Source organism: Rhizobium leguminosarum (assembly GCF_010668065.1).
In the GTDB taxonomy this organism is placed as follows: domain Bacteria; phylum Pseudomonadota; class Alphaproteobacteria; order Rhizobiales; family Rhizobiaceae; genus Rhizobium; species Rhizobium leguminosarum_S.
Map to the genome: position 1 here is coordinate 81888 of NZ_WUEN01000011.1, position 22356 is coordinate 104243.

Sequence of the window (22356 nt, forward strand, 5' to 3'; positions counted from 1 at the left end):
GGAGATATTCCCATGGTCACCTTCACCCGTCGCGGTGCTCTCGGCCTTGCCACCGGCGTCGCCAGCTCGCTGATCCTGCCGCGCTTTTCCATCGCCCAGGCAGACAACCGTCCTTCGATCACCATCGCCGTCCAGAAGATCTCGAACTCGAACACGCTGGACACGTTGCGCGAACAGTCGAATGTCGGCCAGCGCATCTTCAATTCGTCGCTCTGGGAAAGCCTGATCGGCCTCGACTGGCTCGGCAACCTCTCGGCCGTTCCGTCGCTCGCCACCGAATGGCGCCGCATCGACGACAAGACCGTCGAGCTGAAACTGCGCCAGGGTGTCAAATTCCACAATGGCGACGAGATGACGGCCGAAGACGTCGCTTTCTCCTTCAGCAAGGAACGGATGTTCGGCGATACGCAGCCGAGCACCGGCAAGACGATCTTCGTCACCGAAAAGAACCCGCTCGGCCGCGAAAGCAAGGAGCTGCCGGTCGAAATTCCGGCCGTCGCCCGCCGTATCTGGCCGGCCCTGCTCGGCATCGAAATCGTCGACAAATACACCGTCCGCTTCGTCAACGGTTCGCCTGACGTGACGATGGAAGGCCGCATCTCCGTTGCCGCCAGCGCCATCGCCAATCGCCGCAGCTGGGATGAGGCCAAGAGCTATCTCGACTGGGCCCGCGCACCGATCACGACCGGTCCCTACCGCGTCGCCGAATTCAAGCCGGATACCTACCTGATCTACGAAGCGCATGACGAGTATTGGGGCGGCCGTCCTCCGGTGAAGCAGATCCGCTTCGTCGAAGTTCCGGAAGTCGCCTCGCGCGTCAACGGCCTGCTGTCCGGCGAATATCACCTCGCCAGCGACATCCCGCCGGACCAGATCGAAGGCATCGAAAAGAACGCTGCCTTCGAAGTCCAGGGCGGCATCATCACCAACCACCGCCTGACTGTGTTCGACAAGACCCATGCCCAGCTCGGCAACCCGCTGGTTCGCCGCGCCTTCACGCATGCCATCGACCGCCAGGCGATCGTCGACTCGCTCTGGGCGGGCCGCACCCGCGTTCCGGCCGGCCTGCAGTGGGACTTCTATGGCGACATGCTGGTCAAGGATTGGACCGTGCCGGAATACAATCCGGATCTCGCCCGCCAGCTCCTCAAGGAAGCCAACTACAAGGGCGACCCGATCCCGTATCGCCTGCTGAACAACTACTATACCAACCAGACCCCGACGGCGCAGATCCTCGTCGAAATGTGGGCGCAGGTCGGCCTCAACGTGCAGATCGAGATGAAGGAAAACTGGCAGCAGATCCTCGAAAAGACGCCGACGCGCGCCGTCCGCGACTGGTCGAACTCCGCCAGCTTCCCCGATCCGGTTTCCTCAATCGTCGCCCAGCACGGTCCGAACGGCCAGCAGCAGCAGGTCGGCGAGTGGACCAACCCCGAAATGAACACCCTGTCGACCTTCCTCGAGACCAGCACCGATCGCGCCAAGCGCCATGACGCTTTCGCCCGCATGCTGCAGATCTGCGAGCGCGAAGACCCCGCCTACACAGTTCTCCACCAGAACGCCGTCTTCACCGCCAAGTCGAAGTCGATCAATTGGAAGGCCGCGTCGGCCTTCGCCATGGACTTCCGCCAGGGCAACTGGTCCTGATCAAGGCCCGACGACATCAGCGAGCCGGGGGAAACTCCGGCTCACTGCCATTTGGTACACCGGCTATCCGGAAACCAGGCAAGCCCGACAGGCACGAACATGATGCCGAAAAGTGTGAGCGGTTTTCGGACGACATCATGCTCTCGTTCGGATCTGGCGGCCGGCGGGAATGCGAGAAGGAGAGGCTGAAATGCCATTGGTCGAAATTTCCAATTTGAACGTCGCTTTCAGCGGTATCGCAGTCCTGCACGGCGTCGATCTGGCGATCGAGAAGGGCGAGGCGGTGGGTCTCGTCGGCGAATCCGGCTGCGGCAAGTCGGTCACCTGGCTGGCGGCACTCGGGCTCCTTCCTGGAAAGGCTTCCGTCTCAGGCAGCGTGCGTCTCGGCAGCGATCAGCTGATCGGCGCGTCGCGCACGAAGCTCGAAAGCATACGCGGCGGCCGCATCGCCATGATCTTCCAGGACCCGTCGAGCTCGCTCAACCCCGTCATCCGCGCCGGGCGCCAGATCGCCGAAGCCGTCGAACTGCACCGCGGGCTGACCGGCAGGGCCGCCCGCAACGAGGCCGTCCGGCTGATGGAAATGGTCGGCATTCCCGACGCGGTGCGCCGTTTCGACAATTTTCCGCATGAATTTTCCGGTGGTCAGAACCAGCGGCTGATGATCGCCATGGCGCTCGCCGGCAATCCTGACCTGCTGATCGCCGATGAGCCAACGACGGCGCTGGACGCGACGATCCAGGCGCAGATCCTCGATCTGCTGATTTCAATCCGCGAGAAAACCGGCATGGCGATCGTCTTCATCAGCCATGATCTCGGCGCGGTGTCGCAGATCTGCGAACGCGTCTGCGTCATGTATGCCGGCAACATTGTCGAGAAATGCCCGACGGAATCGTTGTTCCGGTCGCCGCGCCATCCCTATACGCACGGACTTTTCGATGCCATTCCGCGTATCGATGCCGGCCGCGACCGGCTGGCACCGATCCCCGGCACCGTGCCGCAGCCCGGCCGGATGCCCGGCGGCTGTGCCTTTGCGCCGCGTTGCAGCCATGCCTCGGAACTCTGTCATAACAAGGTGCCGCCGCTCGTCGCACTTGACGACGACCGTGCAACCGCCTGCTTCCATCCGCTCAGTGCCGGCGCCACCGCATCGAAGCCGAACCTCATGCAGGCCCAGCAGGGAGTGGCATGGGCATGAGCGAACATCAGCTGATCGAAGCGAACGACCTCGTCAAGACTTATACGATGCGTCGCGGCGTCTTCGGAAAGCCCAGCCATGTCCGGGCGGTCGACGGCGTTTCACTGTCGGTCGCGCCGAAGACGACGCTCGGCATCGTGGGTGAATCCGGCTCAGGAAAATCGACGATGGGCCGGCTACTGCTCGGGCTCGAAGCTCCGACCGAAGGCAGCGTCCGCTTCGACGGGGAGGCGATGCCGGCACTCAGAACGCCGCGCTGGCGTAGCCTGAGGGCGCGCATGCAGCTGGTCTTCCAGGATCCGCTGGCAGCCCTTGACCGGCGCATCTCGATCGGCGCTCAGATCGGCGAACCGCTTGCCATCCATGCCGTCGGAAGCGAGGAGGAGCGGCGCGAACGTGTCGACGAACTGCTCGTCGCCGTCGGTCTTCGCCGCGATCAGGCGGAGCGTTATCCGCACGAGCTTTCGGGCGGTCAGCGCCAGCGCGTCGTCATTGCACGCGCCATTGCCACCAATCCGGAGCTTCTGGTCTGCGACGAACCGGTCTCGGCTCTCGACGTCTCGATCCAGGCGCAGGTGATCAACCTGTTGCGCGACCTGCAGGAAAAGCGCGGCATCGCCATGGCCTTCATCAGCCATGACCTGAAGGTCGTACGCAACATCGCCGATCGCGTCGCGGTGATGTATCTCGGCCGGATCGTCGAGGAAGCAGCCTCGGAGGATATCTTCCGCAGCCCGTTGCATCCCTATACGCAAGCACTGGTCTCCAGCGTTCCGGTTCCCGGCACGGCGCTGCGCGACCGTATCATCCTGCAGGGAGAACCGCCGAACCCGGCTTCCCGGCCTGCCGGCTGCGCCTTTCATCCCCGCTGCGGCCATGCGGTCGCGCGCTGTCGCGTCGAGACGCCTGAACTCGTCACCGTCGAGGCGGGCCGAAAGGCCGCCTGCCACCTCGTCACGCCCGCATCCGCATCAACGCTCATGGAGAGCTGAGCCATGATCCGTTTCTTCCTGATAAGGGCGTTCCGCGCGCTGATGACCATCGTGCTGGTGGTGACCTTCGCCTTCGTCGTCCTGCGCCTTTCCGGCGATCCGGCCCTGACGATCATGGGTCCGGAAGCGCCGCCGGAAGCGATCCGCGCCTTCCGTGCCGCCTGGGGTCTCGATCAGCCGATCTGGGTGCAGTATCTGCGCTATTTCGGCGCGATCGCCCGCGGCGATCTCGGTATCTCGATGCGCGACGGCCAATCCGCAATCCAGCTCGTGCTCGACCGCATTCCGGCAACGTTGGAGCTGACGATCCCAGCCCTCATCCTTAAGCTCGTGATCGGCATTCCGGCCGGCGTCTACGCCGCCCTCCACCGCGACAGCTCGACCGACCGCGCCGTCATGGCGAGCGCGGTGGTCGGCTTCACCATGCCGAGCTTCGTGCTCGGCCTCGTGCTGGTGCTGATCTTCTCAGTCACGCTCGGCCTGCTGCCGTCGGGCGGCCAGGACAGCTGGATGCATGCCATTCTGCCGATCATCACCATGAGCATTGGTGGTGCAGGCATTCTTGCCCGCTTTGCCCGAAGCGCGATGATCGAGGTGCTTGGCCAGCCCTATATTCGTACGGCCAGCGCCAAAGGCACTGCCTGGCGAAACGTCGTCTGGGGCCATGCGCTGCCGAATGCGGCGATCCCGATCGTGACGATCGCCGGCTTCATGGTCGGCACGCTGATCGCCGGCGCCGTCGTGGTGGAATCGCTGTTCTCCTGGCCCGGCGTCGGCCGGCTTCTCGTCGTCGCCGTCTCCAACCGCGATCTCGCCGTCGTCCAGTGCATCCTGCTGTTGGTGGCGGCGACCATGGTGTTTTCGAATTTCGTCGTCGACATCCTTTACGGCTATCTCGACCCGCGTCTGCGCAGCAACCAGGCAAGGCATTAGGGAGCGAACCATGACAAATATCTCTGCTCAACCGGCGACCGTCATCCACGAAGTGCGCGAGAAGAAGAAGCGCGGCGTGCCCGCTTTCGTGATCATCGGCTTCGCCTGGATCGCCGTCGTGATCCTGATCGCGCTGACGGCCGACTGGATCCGGCCCTACAATATCACCGCCTTCGACCTGAAGAACCGGCTGTCACTGCCCGGCAATGCCGCGCATTGGCTCGGAACGGACGAACTCGGCCGCGATGTTCTCTCCCGCCTCATCGTGTCGATCCGCATCTCGCTGCTGATCGCCTTCGGCGCAACGCTGATCTCGGCCTTCGTCGGCACGACGCTCGGCTTTCTCGCCGCTTATTTTCGCGGCGTCGTCGAGCAGCTCGTCGTCATGCTTGCCGATTTCCAAGCGGCCATGCCCTTCCTCATCATGGCACTTGCCGTGCTCGCCTTCTTCGGTAGTTCGCTGCCGTTGCTCATCTGCCTGATGGGCTTCTACGGCTGGGAACGCTATGCGCGCATCGCCCGCGGCCTTGCCATCGCCGCCAGTGGCCAGGGTTATGCCGCCGCCGTCACGCAGCTCGGCGCCAAGCCGGCCCACGTCTATCTCAAGCATATCCTGCCGAACATCGCCTCGACGCTGATCGTCTCGATGACGCTGACTTTCCCCGAAATCATCCTGATGGAAAGCAGCCTTTCCTTCCTCGGCCTCGGCGTGCAGCCGCCGATGACCAGCCTCGGCAACATGGTCGGCTACGGGCGCGAATATCTGACCCGCGCGCCCTGGATCATGCTGGCGCCGTCCTTCGTCATCATGCTGACGACGCTGTCGATCAGCATCACCGGCGACTGGCTGCGCGACAAGCTCGACCCGACGATCGGCTGACCGCCTGCCGGTCGAGCTTCGATCGGCTGGCAAGAAAAACAGATCCTGCACGTTCATTGCTGTTGACAATAGCGAGCAATCGATATTGTCTTGTAAAGCGGTTTACTAAACCGCTTTACAAAGGGTTCAGTCAATGGCCAAGGGAACGACACCGAGCCTGAAGGATGTTGCGGCGGCCGCCGGCGTGTCGGTCACCACGGTGTCGCGTTTCGTCAACGGCAGTCTCGATCTTCCCTTTCAGACCAAGAAGCGCATCGAGGATGCGATCAAGACGCTGAACTACCGGCCGAACCCGCATGCGCGGCGGTTAAGCAGGGGGCGCTCGGACACGATCGGCCTCGTCGTGCCCGATATCGCCAATCCCTTCTTCGCGACGCTGGTCGCCGCCGTCGAGCAGGCGGCCGATGAAAAGAAGCTCGCGGTCTCCTTGCACGCCACGCTCAACCGGCCGGGACGCGAGATCGAATATCTGCAGCTGATCGAGCGCAATCACGTCGACGGCCTGATCTTTGTCACCAACCATCCCGATGATGGCGCGCTTGCCGCGCTGATCAACGGCAGCGGCAAGGTCATCATCGTCGACGAGGACATTCCCGATTCAAAGGCGCCAAAGCTGTTCTGCGACAATGAGCAGGGCGGTTATCTCGCCGGCCAGCATCTGGCTGAGCAAGGCCATCGCCATGTCCTCTTCATCGGCGGCGACGAGCGCATGATCAGCGCCCGCAGGCGTTATGACGGCCTGCTGAAGGCGCTCAGGGAACGGCATGGCGGCGAAGCCCGGGCCGATCGTTATGCCGGCGAATATACGATCGAATACGGCCGTGCGGCGGCGCTCGACTATCTCTCCGGCGACCGAAAGGCGATGGCGATCTTTGCCAGCTCCGACGAGATCGCCATCGGGCTTGTCGAGGTCTTCAGAAGCCGAGGCGTCTCGATCCCCGGCGACATCTCGGTCATCGGCTTCGACGATGTCGGTCCGCTTCATCTCTTTGCGCCGCCGCTGACCGCCATCCGTCAGCCGGTGCGTGAGATCGGAAGGCGGTCGCTGGAACTGCTTCTGGAAACCAATTGGCACGAGTGGAAACCATCCGCCTCGGAAGAACTCCTGCCTGTCGAAATCGTGGTGCGGAACTCCGTTGCGCCGCCTGCGAAATAATAATCAGCAACGTCAAAAAACCAAAAGAGGATGAGAACATGACATTGAATTTGACAAGACGAACGATGATCGCAGCCGCCGGCTTTACGGCATTGACCTTCATCGGCCTCACCGGCGCTCAGGCGCAGGAAAAGAAGACCGTCGCACTGGTGCAGATCAACCAGCAGGCGCTTTTCTTCAATCAGATGAATGAGGGCGCCCAGAAGGCGGCCGACGCTGCCGGCGTCAAGCTGGTGATCTTCAACGCCAACAACGAGACGACCGCTCAAAACAGCGCGATCGAAACCTACGTCCAGGAAAAGGTCTCCGGTCTTGCCGTCGTGGCGATCGACGTCAACGGCATCATGCCGGCGGTCAAGCAGGCGGCCGATGCCGGCATTCCCGTCGTCGCCATCGACGCCATCCTGCCTGATGGCCCGCAGAAGGCGCAGATCGGTGTGGACAATGCCGCAGCCGGCGCCGACATGGGCAAATACTTCGTCGACTACGTCAAGGCGAACATGGGCGGCAAGGCCAAGCTCGGCGTCGTCGGCGCGCTGAACTCGTTCATCCAGAACATCCGCCAGGATGGCTTCGAGAAGACCCTGAAAGGCGTCGACGGCATTGAGATGGCCGGCGTCGTCGACGGCCAGAACATCCAGGACAACGCTCTTGCGGCAGCTGAAAACCTGATCACCGCCAATCCTGACCTGACCGCAATCTACGCCACCGGCGAGCCGGCCCTGATGGGGGCGATCGCCGCCGTCCAGAGCCAGGGCAAGCAGGACAAGATCAAGGTGTTCGGCTGGGATCTGACCGCCGAAGCCATTGCCGGCATCGATGCCGGCTTCGTCGTCGCCGTCGTCCAGCAGGATCCGTCCGCAATGGGCGGTGCTGCCGTCGACGCGCTCGTCAAGGCCTCGGCCGGCGAGGCCGTCACCAAGACGATCTCGGTGCCGATCACCATCGTGACCAAGGAGAATGTCGAGCCGTACCGGGCCGTCTTCAAATGATCGGCAACGGACAGCATGATATCGCTGTCGCCGGTTCCGGAGGGGTCGCACCCTCCGGAACCGGAACATCCGGCAGCACCCGATCCGACCCGCGCATCTCGCTGCGCGGCATCCGTAAGTCCTTCGGCTCGCATCAGGCGCTACGCGGCGTCGATCTCGACATCTTCCCGGGCGAATGCCTGGGTCTCGTCGGTGACAATGCCGCAGGCAAGTCGACGCTGACCAAGATCATCTCGGGAACCTACATTCCCGATGCCGGCACGATCACGATGGAAGGCGAAGAAGTTCGCTTCTCCGGCCCCGCGGATGCGCGTGGGCGCAACATCGAAATGGTGTTCCAGGATCTCAGCCTCTGCGATCATATCGATGTCGTCGGCAATCTCTTCCTCGGCCGCGAGCTCAGCCGCGGACCGTTTCTCGACACCAGGACGATGTTGTCCGAAGCGCGCAAGATGCTGGATTCGCTTGAGATCCGCATCCCGAGGCTGACCGGCAAGGTTGCCCAGCTCTCCGGCGGGCAGCGTCAGGCGATCGCCATTGCACGCGCCGCCTCCTTCAAGCCCAAGGTGCTGATCATGGACGAGCCGACATCGGCGCTTGCCGTCGCCGAGGTCGAAGCGGTTCTGGCCCTGATCAACCGCGTCAAGGCAAACGGGGTCTCGGTGATCCTCATTACCCACCGGCTGCAGGATCTCTTCCGGGTCTGCGACCGTATCGCGGTGATGTACGAGGGCACGAAGGTGGCCGAACGGCAGATCGGCAGCACCAATCTCGAAGATCTCGTCAGGCTGATCGTCGGTGAAGGAGCCAGACAATGACGGCTTATACGGAACGCGGTCACGGCTCGCGCGTCGCCGATTTCTTCGGCGAACACGCACAGGTCCTGTCGATCGCCATCTTCTTCCTGGCCTGCATGATCTTCTTCTCGATCGGCAGCGAAACCTTCTTCACGCTCGGCAACATCCTGAACATCATCAGGCAGGCGGCCCCCATCCTGATCGTCGCCATCGCCATGACCTTCGTCATCATTACCGGCGGCATCGATCTTTCGGTCGGCTCGCAGGTCGCCCTCGTCAACGCGGTGGCGGCGATCGTCATGGCGATGGGTGTTCCCTGGCCGTCTGTGGTCATCGGTATGCTCGTGCTCGGCGGCTTCATGGGGCTGGTTCAGGGCTGGTTTACCGCCTATCAGGGCATCCCGGCCTTCATCGTCACACTTGCCGGCCTCTCGATCCTGCGCGGTCTGGCGCTCTATCTGACCCAGGGCTATTCCATTCCGATCAAGGATGCGCCGGGCTTCTTCGCGCTCGGCCGGGGCGAAATCCTCAGCTTCCCGATCCCTGCGGTCATTGCCGTCGTCATCGCCATTCTCGGTTACGTCGTCATCACCGCGACCAAATATGGCCGCCAGGTCGTGGCGGTCGGCTCCAATGCAGAGGCGGCCCGGCGTGTCGGCATGCCCGCCAAATGGATCATCGCCTCGGTCTATATCATCTCCGGCATCGCCTGCGCCGTCGCCGGCCTGCTGATCGCCGCTCGCCTCGGCTCCGGTTCGTCCAATGCCGCGGTCGGCTTCGAGCTGCAGGTAATCGCCGCTGTCGTGCTCGGCGGAACGTCGCTGATGGGCGGACGCGGCACCATCCTCGGCACCGTGCTCGGCACGCTGACCATCGCCGTCATCGGCAACGGCCTGATCCTGATGCATATATCGCCGTTCTTCACCCAGATCGTCACCGGCGCCATCATCCTCGTCGCCATCTGGCTGAACACGCGCATCTTCACGGCCAATTTCCATTTCCGGCTGGGCAGGAAAGGATGAAGCGATGAGCGAACAGACAGCAGAAAGCCTGTCCGAAGCGCATGTCCGCTCCGGCAAGGTGATGACCGTTACCGGCCCCGTTTCGGCGGATGCGCTCGGCGTGACGCTGATGCACGAGCATATCCTCAACGACTGCCGCTGCTGGTGGCACGCGCCGAAGACGCCGGAACGGCAATATCTCGCCGAAAGCTTCGTCTGCATGGAGATCCTCGGCGAACTCCGGCAGGACCCCTTCGTCAACAAGCACAATATCACACTGGATGACGAACATCTGGCGGTGGCCGAACTCAAGGATTTCGCAACGGCGGGCGGGCGCACCGTGGTGGAGCCGACCTGCAAGGGCATCGGCCGCGATCCGCTGGCACTGAAACGTATCTCCGAAGCGTCAGGCCTCAATATCGTGATGGGGGCGGGCTATTATCTCGGCTCCTCGCATCCGGAAGGCGTCGCCGCGATGAGCGTCGATGACATCGCGGGCGAAATTGTCCGCGAGGCAAGGGAAGGCGTCGATAGCACCGGTGTCAGGATCGGCCTGATCGGCGAGATCGGTGTCTCCTCGGATTTCACCGCCGAGGAGGAGAAATCGCTGCGCGGCGCTGCGCGGGCGCAGGTGCTGACCGGACTTCCCCTGATGGTGCATCTGCCAGGCTGGTTCCGTCTCGGCCACCGCGTGCTCGACGTGGTGGCGGAAGAGGGGGCGGATCTCCGTCACACCGTGCTTTGCCACATGAACCCATCGCATGACGACATTGCCTATCAGAGCGAGCTGGCGGAGCGTGGCGCCTTCATCGAATATGACATGATCGGCATGGATTTCTTCTATGCCGACCAGCAGGTGCAGTGCCCGAGCGACGAGGAGGCGGCGCGTGCGATCGTCCGTCTCGTCGAGGCCGGCTATCTCGACCGGATTCTCCTGTCGCACGACGTCTTTCTGAAGATGATGCTGACGCATTACGGCGGCAACGGCTACGCCTACATCCTCCGCCACTTCCTTCCCCGTCTGGAGCGGCACGGCCTCGACACGACGGTTCTCGACGAGATGATGCGCGGCAATCCCCGACGCGTCTTTGACGCCAGAGCCTAGCTCTATCCATTCAATCGATCACAGGTAAACGCAGACCATGACCAAGAAAATCCTCCTTGTCGGCGAGAGCTGGGTCAGCTCGGCCACGCATTACAAAGGCTTCGACCAGTTCGGCAGCGTCACCTTCCATCTCGGCGCCGAACCGCTGGTCAAGGCGCTCGCCGGCAGCGCCTTCGAACTCACCTATATGCCGGCGCATGAGGCGGTGGAGAAATTCCCATTCGATATGGCGGGGCTCGATGCCTATGACGCCATCATCCTCTCCGATATCGGCGCCAACTCGCTGCTGCTGCCGCCGGATGTGTGGCTGCATTCGCGCACCGTGCCGAACCGTTTGAAGCTCCTGAAGGCCTGGGTGGAGAAGGGCGGCGGTCTGCTGATGGTCGGCGGCTATTTCTCCTTCCAGGGCATCGACGGCAAGGCGCGCTGGCGGCGTACAGCCGTCGAAGACACGCTGCCGGTCACGTGCCTGCCTTATGACGACCGCGTCGAAATCCCTGAGGGAACCGTTGCCGAGGTGATGAAGCCTGAGCATCCGACGATGCAGGGCCTCGAAGGCGTCTGGCCGGTGCTTCTCGGCGTCAACGAAGTCGAAGTGCGCGATCGTGCCGATGTCGAGGTCGTCGCGCGCCTGCCCGAGGATCAGGGCGGCCACCCGCTGCTCGTCGTCGGCACGCACGGCGCTGGCCGGACGGCAGCCTGGACATCGGATATCGGCCCGCACTGGCTCTCGCCCGCCTTCTGCGAATGGGAAGGCTACGGCAAGCTCTGGAAGAACATCCTCGGCTGGCTCACCGAAAAGCAGGCGTGAGTTTACCGCGCACGGAATTGAAAAGGGGAATGACATGCAGGAAATTTCGGACAGGCCGTCCAACGCCATCAGGGATATTTTCGGCAGGGACAAGGTTCTGATCGGCATGATCCATTGCCCGGCCTTTCCGGGCGCGCCGCGCTACCGGGGGGCTGCGATGGATGCGATCTACGACGCCTGCATGCGCGACGCCGAAGCTTGCGTGGAAGGCGGCCTGCATGGCCTGATCATCGAAAATCACGGCGACGTGCCGTTTTCGAAGCCCGAGGATATCGGCCCCGAGACGACCGGCTTCATGTCTGTCGTCACCGACCGGATCGCGCGCGCGGCCGGCATTCCGCTTGGCGTCAACGTGCTGGCCAACGCGCCGATCCCGGCCTTCGCCATCGCCATGGCCGGTGGCGCCAAATTCATCCGCGTCAATCAATGGGCCAATGCCTATGTCGCCAATGAAGGTTTCATGGAGGGCAGGGCCGCCGAAGCCATGCGCTATCGCTCGCTGCTGAGGGCCGAGCACATCAAGGTCTTTGCCGACAGCCACGTCAAGCATGGCAGCCACGCTATCGTCGCCGACCGCTCGATCCAGGAGCTGACGCGCGACCTTGCGTTCTTCGATGCCGACGGCGTTATCGCCACCGGCCAGCGGACCGGCAATTCGGCAACGATGGAGGAGATCGAGGAGATCGGCGCGGCGACGCACCTGCCGCTGCTCGTCGGCTCCGGCGTCAACAAGGACAATATCGTCGATATTCTGAGCCGCACCAATGGCGTCATCGTCGCTTCCTCGCTGAAGCATGGCGGCGTCTGGTGGAACCCCGTCGATATCGAGCGGGTGCGCGCCTTCCGGGCGGCGGCCGAACCTGGACTGGAGGGTTGAGCATGGCAGAAGAGAGCCTTTCAGACCGCATCCTGCGCGAGAACAACGCCGTCTTCCGGACGATGCTTGCCCACCGCTTCGTCGAGGACGTCAAGAACGACAGGCTGAGCAAGGAGGCTTTCGAGCGTTATCTCGTCTATGAAGGCGCCTTCGTCGACAGCGCTATCTCGATCTTTGCCTATGCGGCGGCGACCGCCGGGACGATGCCACAGAAGCGCTGGCTGATCGCGGTTCTCGACGCGCTTGCCAACGAGCAGATCGCCTATTTCGAGCGTACCTTCGCCAGCCGCGGCATCGATCCCTCATCCTTCGACACCGGCATCGCGGAGGTCGAGGCCTTTCGCGCCGGCATGCTGGAGATCGCCCGCCAGGGCGGCTTCCTCGATACGGTCGCGGCGATGTTTGCGGCCGAGTGGATGTATTGGACCTGGTCGAAGGAAGCGGCCAGTTGCCCAATCAGCGATCCCCTCTTGAAAGAATGGGTCGACCTGCATGTCGATCCGAATTTCGCCGCCCAGGCGCAATGGCTGAAGAATGAACTCGACATGACAGGAGAAACGCTGGAAGAGGATGAAAAGGCGCGGCTCAGCGCGATCTTCGGCCGGGCGATGCAGCTCGAGATCGATTTTCACGATGCGCCTTACCTCTAGAGCAATTCCAGGAAAAGTGCGAAGCGGTTTTTCCGTCCGGAATTGCGTAAAAACAAAAGGTTAGAACGGTTCTGCGCTTTCATGAAAAGCTGAACCGTTCTAAGCTCCACCTTGCGAAAGCGGATGCATGCGCGCCTACATAATCGGTAACGTCGCCATCGACGAAACCATCGCCGTTTCCGAACTTCCCCTCATCGGTGCCTCCATCCTGGGCAAAGCCGGGGGCAGCGATCTCGGCGGCAAGGGCACGAACCAGGCGGTCGTCATGGCCCGCTGCGGCGTTCCGACAACGCTGGTGGCGCCTGTCGGCAAGGATGCGAGGGCCGATACGATACGCCATTACCTCGCGGACGAGCCGCTTCGGAGCGAACTGATCGAAATGGAAGATGCATCGAGCGACGTCTCGATCATCTTCCGGCTGCCGGGCGGCGAGAATGCCATCGTCACGACGACGGAATCGGCGCAGAGCCTGTCCCTGTCCGATGTCAGGCAGATCCTGTCGACGGCCGGTCGCGGCGATTTCATGATGCTGCAGGGCAATCTGTCCGACCAGACGACCCGCGACATTCTCGAACATGCAAGAGCGATCGGCATGGTCACCGCCTTCAATCCCTCGCCGGTGCGCGCCTATTTCTCCGATCTCTGGGATCTGATCGACATCGCCTTCCTCAACAAGGGCGAGGCGCAGACCCTGACCGGGACAACAGGCAGGGATGCTGCCGAATATCTGCTGAGCCGCGGGCCGCGCGAAATCGTCCTGACGCTGGGCGGCGACGGCGCGACGCTCGTGAACCGGCACGATAGCATCGAAGTGCCTGCCGAGGTCTGCGATGTTGTGGATACAACGGGCGCAGGCGATACCTTCATGGCCGCAGCACTTGCATCCTGCGCGCTGCGCGGGCAGCGGCTGGACAGGCTAGCCATCGAACACGCAGTTGCAGCCGCAGCCATCACCGTCTCAAGACATGGAACAAGAAAGGCATTTCCGACCATTTCCGAGCTTGAAGCGATCCTGAGATAGCCGGCTCGGTGTAGCGTGCAGCTTCATAAAACCATCATCAGCCTCTGCGAAGGGATGGGCTCCTCGCGATTCACTCCATCATATCAGCAGCATCCGGACTTTTCTCATGACATCTTCCCCGACTTCCGCGCGTCTTTCCCCGACCGCCTCGTCCCGCCTTGTCGTGCTTGCCGAAACGGTATTGAAGGCGGGCGAAACGGCCCGCGGCTCCCTGAGGCGGCGCACGTCCCAGGAAATGCTCGCCAAGGCGCCGCGCGACTATCAGACCGAAATCGATGTCGCCGTCGAGCGGATCATCGTCGACGAGATGGCGAAGGCCTTCCCGGACTATGCCATTCAGGGCGAGGAAGCCGTCGGCAACCGCACGGCGGGTCCGGAAACGCCTGTTATCTACATCGACCCGATCGACGGCACGACCAATTACGCCTGGGGCATCCCGCATTTCGGCATGACGATCTCGATCGTCGAAAGCGGCAGGCTCGTCATGGGCGTCGTCTATGACGCCATGCAGGACGAGCTGTTCAGCGCCGAGATCGGCGGCGGCGCCTATCTGAACGGCGAACGCATCCGCTGCGCCAATGTCGGCGACATCGAGAACGTGCTCGTCGGCGCCGGCCTGCCGATCCCCGGCCAGGTCAAGGCGGTTCCGGAAGAGGTCTATTTCGATGCGATCAAACGCCTGATGGCCAATACGGCGGGTGTGCGCCGCCTCGGCTCGGCGGCGCTGTCGATCGCCTATGTCGCTTGCGGCCGGCTGGACGGATTCTTCGAAGACGGGCTCGCGATCCATGATTTCGGCGCCTCGGCGCTACTGGTCGAAGAGGCGGGCGGCATCGTCACCCGTTTTTCCGGCGCTAAGGTTGTCGGAAAGAGCGATATCCTGGCCGCCAGCAAGGCGCTGCATCCCTGGTTGCTCGAAGGCTTCCAGAGTAAGGCGTGAACGGGCGCGCCCGATAGAAGCCGGCTGCCTAGACTGGCAACAGCTCGACCTCGGTATCGCCCTTTGCCGGCGTCGACTGATGGACGAGCTCGTTGTCGCGGAAGACGAAAAAGCCGGCGAAACTCGGCTCGACTCTCATCCCGGCCCGGATCCGATCGTCCGGCGCCACCATCGCCTTCAGGCGGGTGCCGTCGGCAAGATCGACATCGACCATCTTATGGGTGCCGAAATCGACGATGCGATGGACTGTCGCAGCATCGACCCGGCCCGAGGAACGGATCGTCAACGCTTCCGGGCGGGCGGCCAGCGTCACCGGCCCATCCTCGACAGGAACCGCAAGCGGGAAGAGCGGATGTTCGCAGACGCCGTTTCTGGTCTGACTCTGGACAAAATTCATCGAGCCGATGAAACCGGCGACGAAGGCCGTCTGCGGCTGCCGGTAGATGGTGCTCGGCGGCGCGATCTGTTCGGTGCACCCGTCGCGCATGACGACGATGCGGTCGGCGAGCGCTAAGGCCTCGTCCTGGCCATGGGTGACGAAGAGCGTGGTGATGCCGAGGCGCTGCTGAATATCGCGCACTTCCTCCCGCAGCCTTTCTCGTAAGTGCTGGTCGAGGCTGGCGAAGGGCTCGTCGAGCAGAAGGATCTTCGGCTCAAGCACCAGCGAGCGGGCAAGCGCGACGCGCTGCTGCTGACCGCCTGACAGTTGCGTCGTCATCCGGCGGCCGTAGTCGGCAAGGCCGACCAGCGCAAGCGCATCCGCGACACGCTCACGGATTTCGGATTTCGGCAGCCGGCGGAGCTTCAGGCCGAAGGCGATGTTGTTGAAGACATCCATGTGCGTCCAGAGCGCATGGCTCTGGAATACCATACCGGTCGGGCGTCGCTCGGGCGGCAGCGTCGTCACATCCTTCGCGTCGATGCGGATCGTTCCGCCGCTCGGGCGCTCGAAGCCGCCGATCATCCTGAGAAGCGTCGACTTGCCGGAACCGGATGGGCCAAGCAGGCAGACGAGTTCGCCGTCGCCCACTTCGAGCGAGAAGTCGCGAACGGCAAAGGTGGTCCCGAACAGCTTCGAAACGCCCTCGATCGAAAGATGTGCCATTCTCAAACCCTTCCTTGAACTGGTACGCGCCTCATGCGCCGAAGCCTCGTGCGAATGCGCCGGTGCCGATCACGCGGCGGGCAAACATCAGCGCGATGAAGGACGGCACCCACAACATGACTGACAGTACGGCGCCGTATTGCACGACGATCTGGTTGTTGATGAAGCTGATCATCAGCACCGGCATGGTGCGGATCTGAGGCGCGCCGATCAGCCAGGCACCTTCGGTCTCGTAGAAGGTGCCGACGAAGGTCAAAAGCAGTGCGGCTGCGATCGTGGGTCCGGCCTGCGGCAGGGTGATCGACCAGAAGACGCGCAGCGGGGTTGCGCCGGCATCGCGCGCCGCCTCTTCCATGCGCCGGTCGACATTCTGGAAGGCTGCGACCGGAATCCAGATCATCAGCATCAGCGTGCCGACGAGCTGGATCAGCACAACGCCCCAGAAAGTGCTGATCAGGCCGAGCTGCAGGAAGATACCGGCAATGGCAACGAGCAGGCCGAATTTCGGAAAGGCATGCGATGCGAGAAACGACAGGAACAGGATGTTCCTGCCGGGAAAGCGCATGCGCGCGAAAGCATAAGCAGCGGGAAGGCAGATCACGGCGGAAAGAATGGTCACCGTTGTCGTCAGCCGCAGGCTGAGGAAGAGAGCGTCCCAGACATCCGGACGCGCCAGCGTCTGGCCCCAGAAACGCAGGCCGAATTGCTGCGGGATTACCGATGGATAACGCCAGACCTCGGTGAAGGCCCATGTTCCGACGACGATCAGCGGCAGCGCGATGAACAGCGTCAGCAGGCACGCGAAGAGCAGGCCGATCCAGTCGAAGCGAAGATCCGTTCCCGATCTACCGGCACTCATGGCTGGGCCTCGCGGTTGCGGGCGATCGACCTGATATAGAAGATACCGAAGACTAGGCAGAAGCCGAATGTGATGACGGCCTGGGTCATGGCGTTCAGCGGGTCGTTCATGTCGGCGAAGGTGCGCTGCATGAACGGCCCCATCATCTCCGGCGATGCGGAGCCGAGCACATAGGGCAGGGTGAAGGCGGAGAAGATGCCGAGGACGGCGAAGGACGCCGTCACCAGCAGGGAATTGCCCATGCGCGGCAGAATGATCGCGATGAACACCCGGAGCGGGCCTGCGCCAACATCGCGTGCGGCCTCGATAGAGCTGTTCGAAACGGAGGAAAGCCCGGCCGTCAGCATCAGCACCGTCAAGGGAAGATTGTCCCAGACGAGGCCGATGACCGGTCCCCACGGCGTCAGATAGGGCGTTCGCAGCTTCGGCAGGCTTACGGCATTCAGCAACAGGTCGACGGTGCCGTTCGGCCCGATCGTCCTGATCAGTGCATAGGCAAGGATGATCGACGGCACGAACATCGGGAAGATCGCAAGAGCCTGCACATAGGCGGCAAGACGCCCTTGCGAGAACCGCAGGTAAAGCGCGATCGGAAGGCCGATCGCCAGAAGCAGAATGCCGCAGACGGCGGTGGTCCAGAGCGTCAGCCACAAATTGCCGAGGCTGTAGCTGTCGGTGAAGAAGAAGCGGTAGGAGGCAAGCGAGAATTCCGTCGCGCCGTCAGGGCCTCGAACGAAGATCGTGCCGACGACCGCCGAAAAGATCGGAAAGACGATCAGCCATGCGAGCAGGAGGACCGGCAGGGCAACGAGGAGGAGCCCGATAGAGCTCCCCCTGTTGATGGACCGGTGACGGCGCAGAACCGCCGGCGCAGTATCGGTGGACATCAGGTGCGGCTGATGCCCGGAGCAACGTTGCGATACCAGCCGTCAGCGATCGCCTTTTCCCAATCGCCACCCGGGAAGGTCGGGATGGTCGCCGGAATGACGTCGGCATATTTCTTGCGGAGATCGTCGGAGATGTGGTCCCAGGAGACGGCAGGGAAACCGCCGATCCCGGTGATGATCGCTTCCTGCATTTCCTTCGTCAGCATGAATGCGGCAAGCTTCAGGGCCGCATCCTTGTTGGCGCCGTTCGAGAAGACGGTGATGCTGGAGAAGCCGCCGCAAAGGGCAAGATCGCTAAGCTGCACCAAGCCGGTCGTATCAGGCAGTACGCCCTGGGAGATTGCCTGCAGCACCTGGTCCGACCAGACCGGCACCATGGTGACGACGCCCTGGGCGAGCAGCTGGATCGACTGGGTGTTGCCGGCCGTATAGGCGCCCCTGTCATAGAGCGCCGGGGCGAGGTCGTTGAGGATCTTCCAGGCCGGCGTCAGCGTCTCAGTGGCGAAATCGGCGGTGAAATTGTCGATCTTGAACTTCTTCGGATCGCGGCCGTTCGCTTCATGGATCGCGCGGCGGACGAAATTTCCGCCCGAACCGCCCTTGTCGGGACGGTTGTAGATGAACTGGCCCGGATTGGCCTTGATCCAGGTGGTGAGCTGATCCCAGCTCTTCGGCGCATCCTTCGGATCGAGCTTGGTCGTGTCGTAAGCGAGAAGCACCTGCGAACCGCGATAGGGAAGGGAGTATGGGGTATCGAAGGCAAGCGGGTTGATATGGTCGTAGCCTTCGATGTTCTCGCCGGAGAACTTGACCCAGAGGCCGGCATCGATGCCGCCGGACGGCAGGCGCGGATCGAACTGCTCGAAAAGGTCGGCCTGCGGATCGGTCTTCGTCTTCAGCGCGGCGAGCGCACGGTCGGCGATGGCGCGCAGGCCATTATTGTCGCCGGCATCGGTCACCTTCAGGGCGACACCCGGATGCGCCTTTTCGAAGGCCGGGCGGATGGTGTTGTTCCAGAGGTCGACGATGTTGGCATCCGAACCGCTGTAGAGGTCGATCGTGCCGGCCGCAGCCGATGCGAAACGCGGAAGAGCCAGCAGACCGGCTGCAGCCGACGATGTGATCAGAAATTCGCGTCTATTCATAACCCGTCTCCATCAGGTGTCGAGGCTCAGCCTCCGCAGGATTGTCCAAGGCCTTGCTAGCGCCGGCGCGTAACATCGACATGACAGGATCGGGCGTCTCGGCAGGGAAATTGCACAGCTGTGCTAATTGCGCCGTGTGGAAATCGGCGGCAGGAGACACTATCTCTTGCGGAAAAGGAGATATCCAATGACCGAAGAACGTGCAGTCCTCGCCGGTGGTTGCTTCTGGGGCATGCAGGACCTCATCCGCCGATACAAGGGTGTGATTTCGACCCGCGTCGGCTATAGCGGCGGAGATGTGCCGAATGCCACCTACCGCAACCACGGAACCCATGCCGAGGCGATCGAGATCGTCTTCGACCCCGCAAGGATCAGCTATCGGGAAATCCTCGAATTCTTCTTCCAGATCCACGACCCGAGCACGCGCAACCGCCAGGGTAATGATGTTGGCTTGAGCTACCGCTCGGCGATCTTCTACGTCACCCCTGAGCAGGAGCGCGTCGCCAGGGATACGATCGCCGATGTCGATGCATCAGGCCTGTGGCCCGGCAAGGTTGTCACCGAAGTCGTGCCGGTCAGCGATTTCTGGGAGGCCGAACCCGAACACCAGGATTATCTGGAGCGGATTCCGAACGGCTATACCTGCCATTTCGTCCGGCCCGGCTGGAAACTGCCGGTCCGCCAGAAGATCGCCTGAAATTGATCAGAGCTCCATCGCCGCGCGGCTGGTTTCCAGAAGCGCGGCGACGAGATTTGCCCGTGGCGAGGATCGCGTCACCACGATGACGACCGTGCGCACGGCGGACGAGCGGGGCAGGGGCAGCTTGACGATATCTAATCCCCCCGGCCAGGGCGGCGCCCAATCAGGCACGATCGAGATCCCGAGACCGCGATCTACCATCACCGCGATCGCCTCCAGCGCGTCGAGCTCATAACGCTCGACCGGGCGGATGCCGATCTCGCGCAGATATTCGTCGGCGATGTGACCACCCCACTGGTTGCGGTCGTAGCGGATGAAGGGCAGGGTCTGCAGCAGTTCGAGCGGATCCGCGCCTTCGCAGTCCCGCGGCGCGATCAGCACCAGGGGTTCCTGGCGCAGCTTGTTGAAGGTCAGCGTCTTCTGCATCGGAAATCGCGGTTCGATGATGAAGGCTGCGTCCAGCGTGCCGTTCAGAACCTCGGCATAGAGATCCATCGACGCGCCCGGCTTGAGGAAGATTTCGATCAGCGGATAGTCCTGCGCAAGGCGGTGGAGAATGCCGGGAACGAGACCGGTCAGCGCCGTATTGATCGCCCCGATCCGCATCTCGCCCGAAATCGTCGCGGTACCGGCCATCGCCTTCAGGTCGCGTGTATCGCGCACCAGATCCCGGCAACGTTCGAGAATGGCAAAACCGGCTTCCGTCGGCCGCATGACACGGCCGGAGCGCACCAGCAGTCGCACCCCGAGCTCGGCCTCCAATGCGCGGATACGCTGGGCAACAGCGGCGGGCGTGAGGTTCAGCCGCTGGGCGGCCTCCGCCAGCGAGTGCCGCTCGGCAACGACAATGAAGGTTTCGAGAAAACGCGTATCCATCGATAGTTTTTCTATCTCTTGAACGAAGCAGAAGCCATATTTTATTTATAGTCCATTGCTCCGAAAGATGGCCGATCATTGAGGAGACGGATGGAATGGATTTCGGCCTGAAGGACAAGACGGCCCTGGTGCTCGGCGCCGGCGGCGGATTGGGCAGCGCGATTGCCGTCAAGCTTGCGCGCGAAGGCGCCAGAATTGCCGCGGCGGATATCGATCTCGCCGCCGCTGAGAAGACCACGGCGGCAATCGAATCCGAAGGCGGCAAGGCACTGGCTCTGCAATGGGACCTTTCCGATCTCGGTTCGATCGATGCGCATGTCGCTGCAATCGAACAGCAGTTCGGACCGGTCGATATCCTCGTCAACAATACCGGCGGCCCGCCGCCAACCACCGTCTCCGGCCAGGATCCGATGCTATGGAACCAGTATTTCCAGAGCATGGTGCTCTCCGTCATCGCCATTACCGATCGCGTGCTGCCTGAGATGCGGGCGCGCAAATGGGGGCGCATCGTCACCTCGACCTCGTCGGGCGTGGTCGCGCCGATCCCCAATCTCGGCATCTCGAATGCGCTGCGCCTGTCATTGGTCGGCTGGTCGAAAACGCTGGCGCGTGAGGTCGGGCGCGACGGCATCACCGTCAACATCGTCCTGCCGGGCCGGATCGCCACCGGCCGCATCACCTTCCTCGACGAGCAGAAGGCCAAACGCGAAAACCGCTCCATCGATGACGTCGTCGCAGAAAGCACCGGCAGCATTCCGCTCGGCCGCTATGGCCGGCCGGAAGAATATGGCAATGTCGTCACCTTCCTGGCAAGCGAACCTGCCTCCTATCTCACCGGATCGGTAATCCGCGTCGATGGCGGCATGATCCAGAGCATCTGACAGAAACCGAATTGGAACCGAATACCGATGGCCCTCAGCGCTGAAGCGATAGCAACCCTCAAGACCGTCTCGACGGCGACCCTGACGACCGTTCTTCTGAAGAAGGGCCTGCGGAACGTCTGGATCCGCGGCGCCGTTCCCCTGAAGCCCGGCCAGCCGCGCATCGTCGGTCCGGCCTTCACCCTGCGCTTCGTGCCGGCTCGCGAAGATCTGGCGACGCCGGCATCCTGGGCTTCGCCGATCTCGACCCGCGCCGCGATCGAGGCGATGCCGGAGGGCTGTGTCGCCGTCGTCGATGCGATGGGCGTTACCGATGCCGGCATCTTCGGCGATATTCTCTGCGCCCGCATGCAGAAGCGAGGCGTTGCCGCACTCGTCACCGACGGCGTCGTGCGCGACCTTGCCGGCGTGCTTGATGCCAACCTGCCGGTCTGGTGCAGCGGCGTCGCAGCACCCCCCTCGGTCGCCGGCCTCACCTTCGTCGCCTGGCAGCAACCGATCGGCTGCGGCGGGGTTGCAGTCTTTCCTGACGACATCATCGTCGTCGACCAGGACGGCGCAGTGCTGATCCCCGCCGATCTGCTCGACGCCGTGCTGGCGGAAGCGCCGGAACAGGAGCGCATGGAAGCCTGGATCATGACCAGGATCGATGAAGGCGTATCGCTGCCCGGCCTGTACCCGATGAACGCCGAAACAAAGGCGCTTTACGAGGCCTCGAAGAAGTAGACTCCGGGGAGGGCGTTCTCTATTCGGCGTCAACCTCGGCCTTGTGCCGAATATCTGCTGAGCCGGCAGTAGATCCTCGGGACAAGCCCGAGCATGACGAAAGTGGAGTTGGCCGATTTGGTCAACAGTCAGACGGGTCGCAGCTTTGCGACCCTTTTTGCTGACCGATCTAAAGCT

Annotated in this window: 23 protein-coding genes; 18 read left to right on the forward strand and 5 right to left on the reverse strand. The window is 62.7% G+C overall.

What is annotated here, in order from left to right; all coding sequences use genetic code 11:
* Window positions 1-12 precede the first annotated feature (12 nt).
* The 15 genes from GR198_RS25680 to GR198_RS25750 all read left to right on the forward strand — a co-directional run bounded on the left by GR198_RS25680 (window position 13) and on the right by GR198_RS25750 (window position 15000).
* Window positions 13-1647 carry an ABC transporter substrate-binding protein gene (locus GR198_RS25680; protein ID WP_029875345.1) on the forward strand — a complete coding sequence of 545 codons (1635 nt, stop codon included), beginning with the start codon at window positions 13-15 and terminating at the stop codon, window positions 1645-1647.
* 190 nt (window positions 1648-1837) lie between these two features.
* Entirely contained in the window at window positions 1838-2845 is a 1008-nt protein-coding gene (locus GR198_RS25685; protein WP_032984809.1) for an ABC transporter ATP-binding protein, read from the forward strand.
* Entirely contained in the window at window positions 2836-3837 is a 1002-nt protein-coding gene (locus tag GR198_RS25690; RefSeq protein ID WP_029875347.1) for an ABC transporter ATP-binding protein, read from the forward strand. The genes GR198_RS25685 and GR198_RS25690 overlap by 10 nt, the downstream gene beginning before the upstream one ends.
* 3 nt (window positions 3838-3840) lie before the next feature.
* Window positions 3841-4770 carry an ABC transporter permease gene (locus GR198_RS25695; RefSeq protein ID WP_017957478.1) on the forward strand — a complete coding sequence of 310 codons (930 nt, stop codon included), beginning with the start codon at window positions 3841-3843 and terminating at the stop codon, window positions 4768-4770.
* Between the two features lie 10 nt (window positions 4771-4780).
* Window positions 4781-5650, forward strand: coding sequence for an ABC transporter permease (locus GR198_RS25700; protein WP_029875348.1), 870 nt, complete (start codon window positions 4781-4783; stop codon window positions 5648-5650).
* A 133-nt stretch (window positions 5651-5783) separates the two neighbouring features.
* Complete coding sequence (locus tag GR198_RS25705) at window positions 5784-6806, forward strand: LacI family DNA-binding transcriptional regulator (protein WP_029875349.1); 1023 nt, start codon at window positions 5784-5786, stop codon at window positions 6804-6806.
* 38 nt (window positions 6807-6844) lie between these two features.
* The gene (locus GR198_RS25710; protein ID WP_029875350.1) at window positions 6845-7798 is read left to right on the forward strand and encodes an ABC transporter substrate-binding protein; all 954 of its coding nucleotides are present in this window, start codon (window positions 6845-6847) and stop codon (window positions 7796-7798) included.
* Complete coding sequence (locus GR198_RS25715; RefSeq protein ID WP_029875351.1) at window positions 7795-8616, forward strand: ATP-binding cassette domain-containing protein; 822 nt, start codon at window positions 7795-7797, stop codon at window positions 8614-8616. Before GR198_RS25710 ends, GR198_RS25715 begins: the two co-directional genes overlap by 4 nt.
* The gene (locus GR198_RS25720; RefSeq protein ID WP_029875352.1) at window positions 8613-9617 is read left to right on the forward strand and encodes an ABC transporter permease; all 1005 of its coding nucleotides are present in this window, start codon (window positions 8613-8615) and stop codon (window positions 9615-9617) included. Before GR198_RS25715 ends, GR198_RS25720 begins: the two co-directional genes overlap by 4 nt.
* Window positions 9618-9621: 4 nt before the next feature.
* Entirely contained in the window at window positions 9622-10701 is a 1080-nt protein-coding gene (locus tag GR198_RS25725) for a phosphotriesterase family protein (protein ID WP_029875353.1), read from the forward strand.
* A gap of 37 nt (window positions 10702-10738) precedes the next feature.
* Complete coding sequence (locus tag GR198_RS25730) at window positions 10739-11512, forward strand: glutamine amidotransferase (protein ID WP_029875354.1); 774 nt, start codon at window positions 10739-10741, stop codon at window positions 11510-11512.
* Window positions 11513-11546: 34 nt separating this feature from the next.
* Complete coding sequence (locus GR198_RS25735; protein WP_029875355.1) at window positions 11547-12389, forward strand: BtpA/SgcQ family protein; 843 nt, start codon at window positions 11547-11549, stop codon at window positions 12387-12389.
* Between the two features lie 2 nt (window positions 12390-12391).
* A complete protein-coding gene (locus tag GR198_RS25740; RefSeq protein ID WP_029875356.1) occupies window positions 12392-13039 on the forward strand; it encodes a TenA family protein in 648 nt (215 codons plus the stop codon).
* A 127-nt stretch (window positions 13040-13166) separates the two neighbouring features.
* On the forward strand, window positions 13167-14060 hold the full coding sequence (locus GR198_RS25745) for a ribokinase (RefSeq protein ID WP_029875357.1): 894 nt from the start codon (window positions 13167-13169) through the stop codon (window positions 14058-14060).
* 106 nt (window positions 14061-14166) lie between these two features.
* Window positions 14167-15000 carry an inositol monophosphatase family protein gene (locus tag GR198_RS25750; protein WP_029875358.1) on the forward strand — a complete coding sequence of 278 codons (834 nt, stop codon included), beginning with the start codon at window positions 14167-14169 and terminating at the stop codon, window positions 14998-15000.
* Between the two features lie 28 nt (window positions 15001-15028).
* Here the strand turns inward: GR198_RS25750 and GR198_RS25755 are convergent, their stop codons facing one another.
* From GR198_RS25755 to GR198_RS25770, 4 genes are read right to left on the reverse strand one after another with little or no spacing between them, the layout of a single operon-like run.
* Window positions 15029-16105 carry an ABC transporter ATP-binding protein gene (locus GR198_RS25755; protein WP_029875359.1) on the reverse strand — a complete coding sequence of 359 codons (1077 nt, stop codon included), beginning with the start codon at window positions 16103-16105 and terminating at the stop codon, window positions 15029-15031.
* A gap of 31 nt (window positions 16106-16136) precedes the next feature.
* Complete coding sequence (locus GR198_RS25760) at window positions 16137-16964, reverse strand: ABC transporter permease (protein WP_029875360.1); 828 nt, start codon at window positions 16962-16964, stop codon at window positions 16137-16139.
* Window positions 16961-17851 carry an ABC transporter permease gene (locus GR198_RS25765; protein WP_027667153.1) on the reverse strand — a complete coding sequence of 297 codons (891 nt, stop codon included), beginning with the start codon at window positions 17849-17851 and terminating at the stop codon, window positions 16961-16963. Before GR198_RS25765 ends, GR198_RS25760 begins: the two co-directional genes overlap by 4 nt.
* Window positions 17851-18996 carry an extracellular solute-binding protein gene (locus GR198_RS25770; RefSeq protein WP_164069756.1) on the reverse strand — a complete coding sequence of 382 codons (1146 nt, stop codon included), beginning with the start codon at window positions 18994-18996 and terminating at the stop codon, window positions 17851-17853. Before GR198_RS25770 ends, GR198_RS25765 begins: the two co-directional genes overlap by 1 nt.
* Window positions 18997-19183: 187 nt before the next feature.
* On the opposite strand from GR198_RS25770, the gene msrA reads away from it, so the two are divergent.
* Window positions 19184-19693, forward strand: coding sequence for a peptide-methionine (S)-S-oxide reductase MsrA (msrA, locus tag GR198_RS25775; protein WP_029875362.1), 510 nt, complete (start codon window positions 19184-19186; stop codon window positions 19691-19693).
* 6 nt (window positions 19694-19699) lie between these two features.
* Here msrA and GR198_RS25780 read toward each other — a convergent pair whose 3' ends face one another.
* Window positions 19700-20572 carry a LysR family transcriptional regulator gene (locus GR198_RS25780; protein ID WP_164069757.1) on the reverse strand — a complete coding sequence of 291 codons (873 nt, stop codon included), beginning with the start codon at window positions 20570-20572 and terminating at the stop codon, window positions 19700-19702.
* Between the two features lie 95 nt (window positions 20573-20667).
* Between GR198_RS25780 and GR198_RS25785 the strand changes: the two genes are divergently transcribed.
* Window positions 20668-21453, forward strand: a complete 786-nt coding sequence (locus tag GR198_RS25785; RefSeq protein ID WP_029875364.1) for an SDR family oxidoreductase — start codon at window positions 20668-20670, stop codon at window positions 21451-21453.
* A 27-nt stretch (window positions 21454-21480) separates the two neighbouring features.
* Entirely contained in the window at window positions 21481-22179 is a 699-nt protein-coding gene (locus GR198_RS25790) for a ribonuclease activity regulator RraA (RefSeq protein ID WP_029875365.1), read from the forward strand.
* Window positions 22180-22356: the final 177 nt, after the last annotated feature.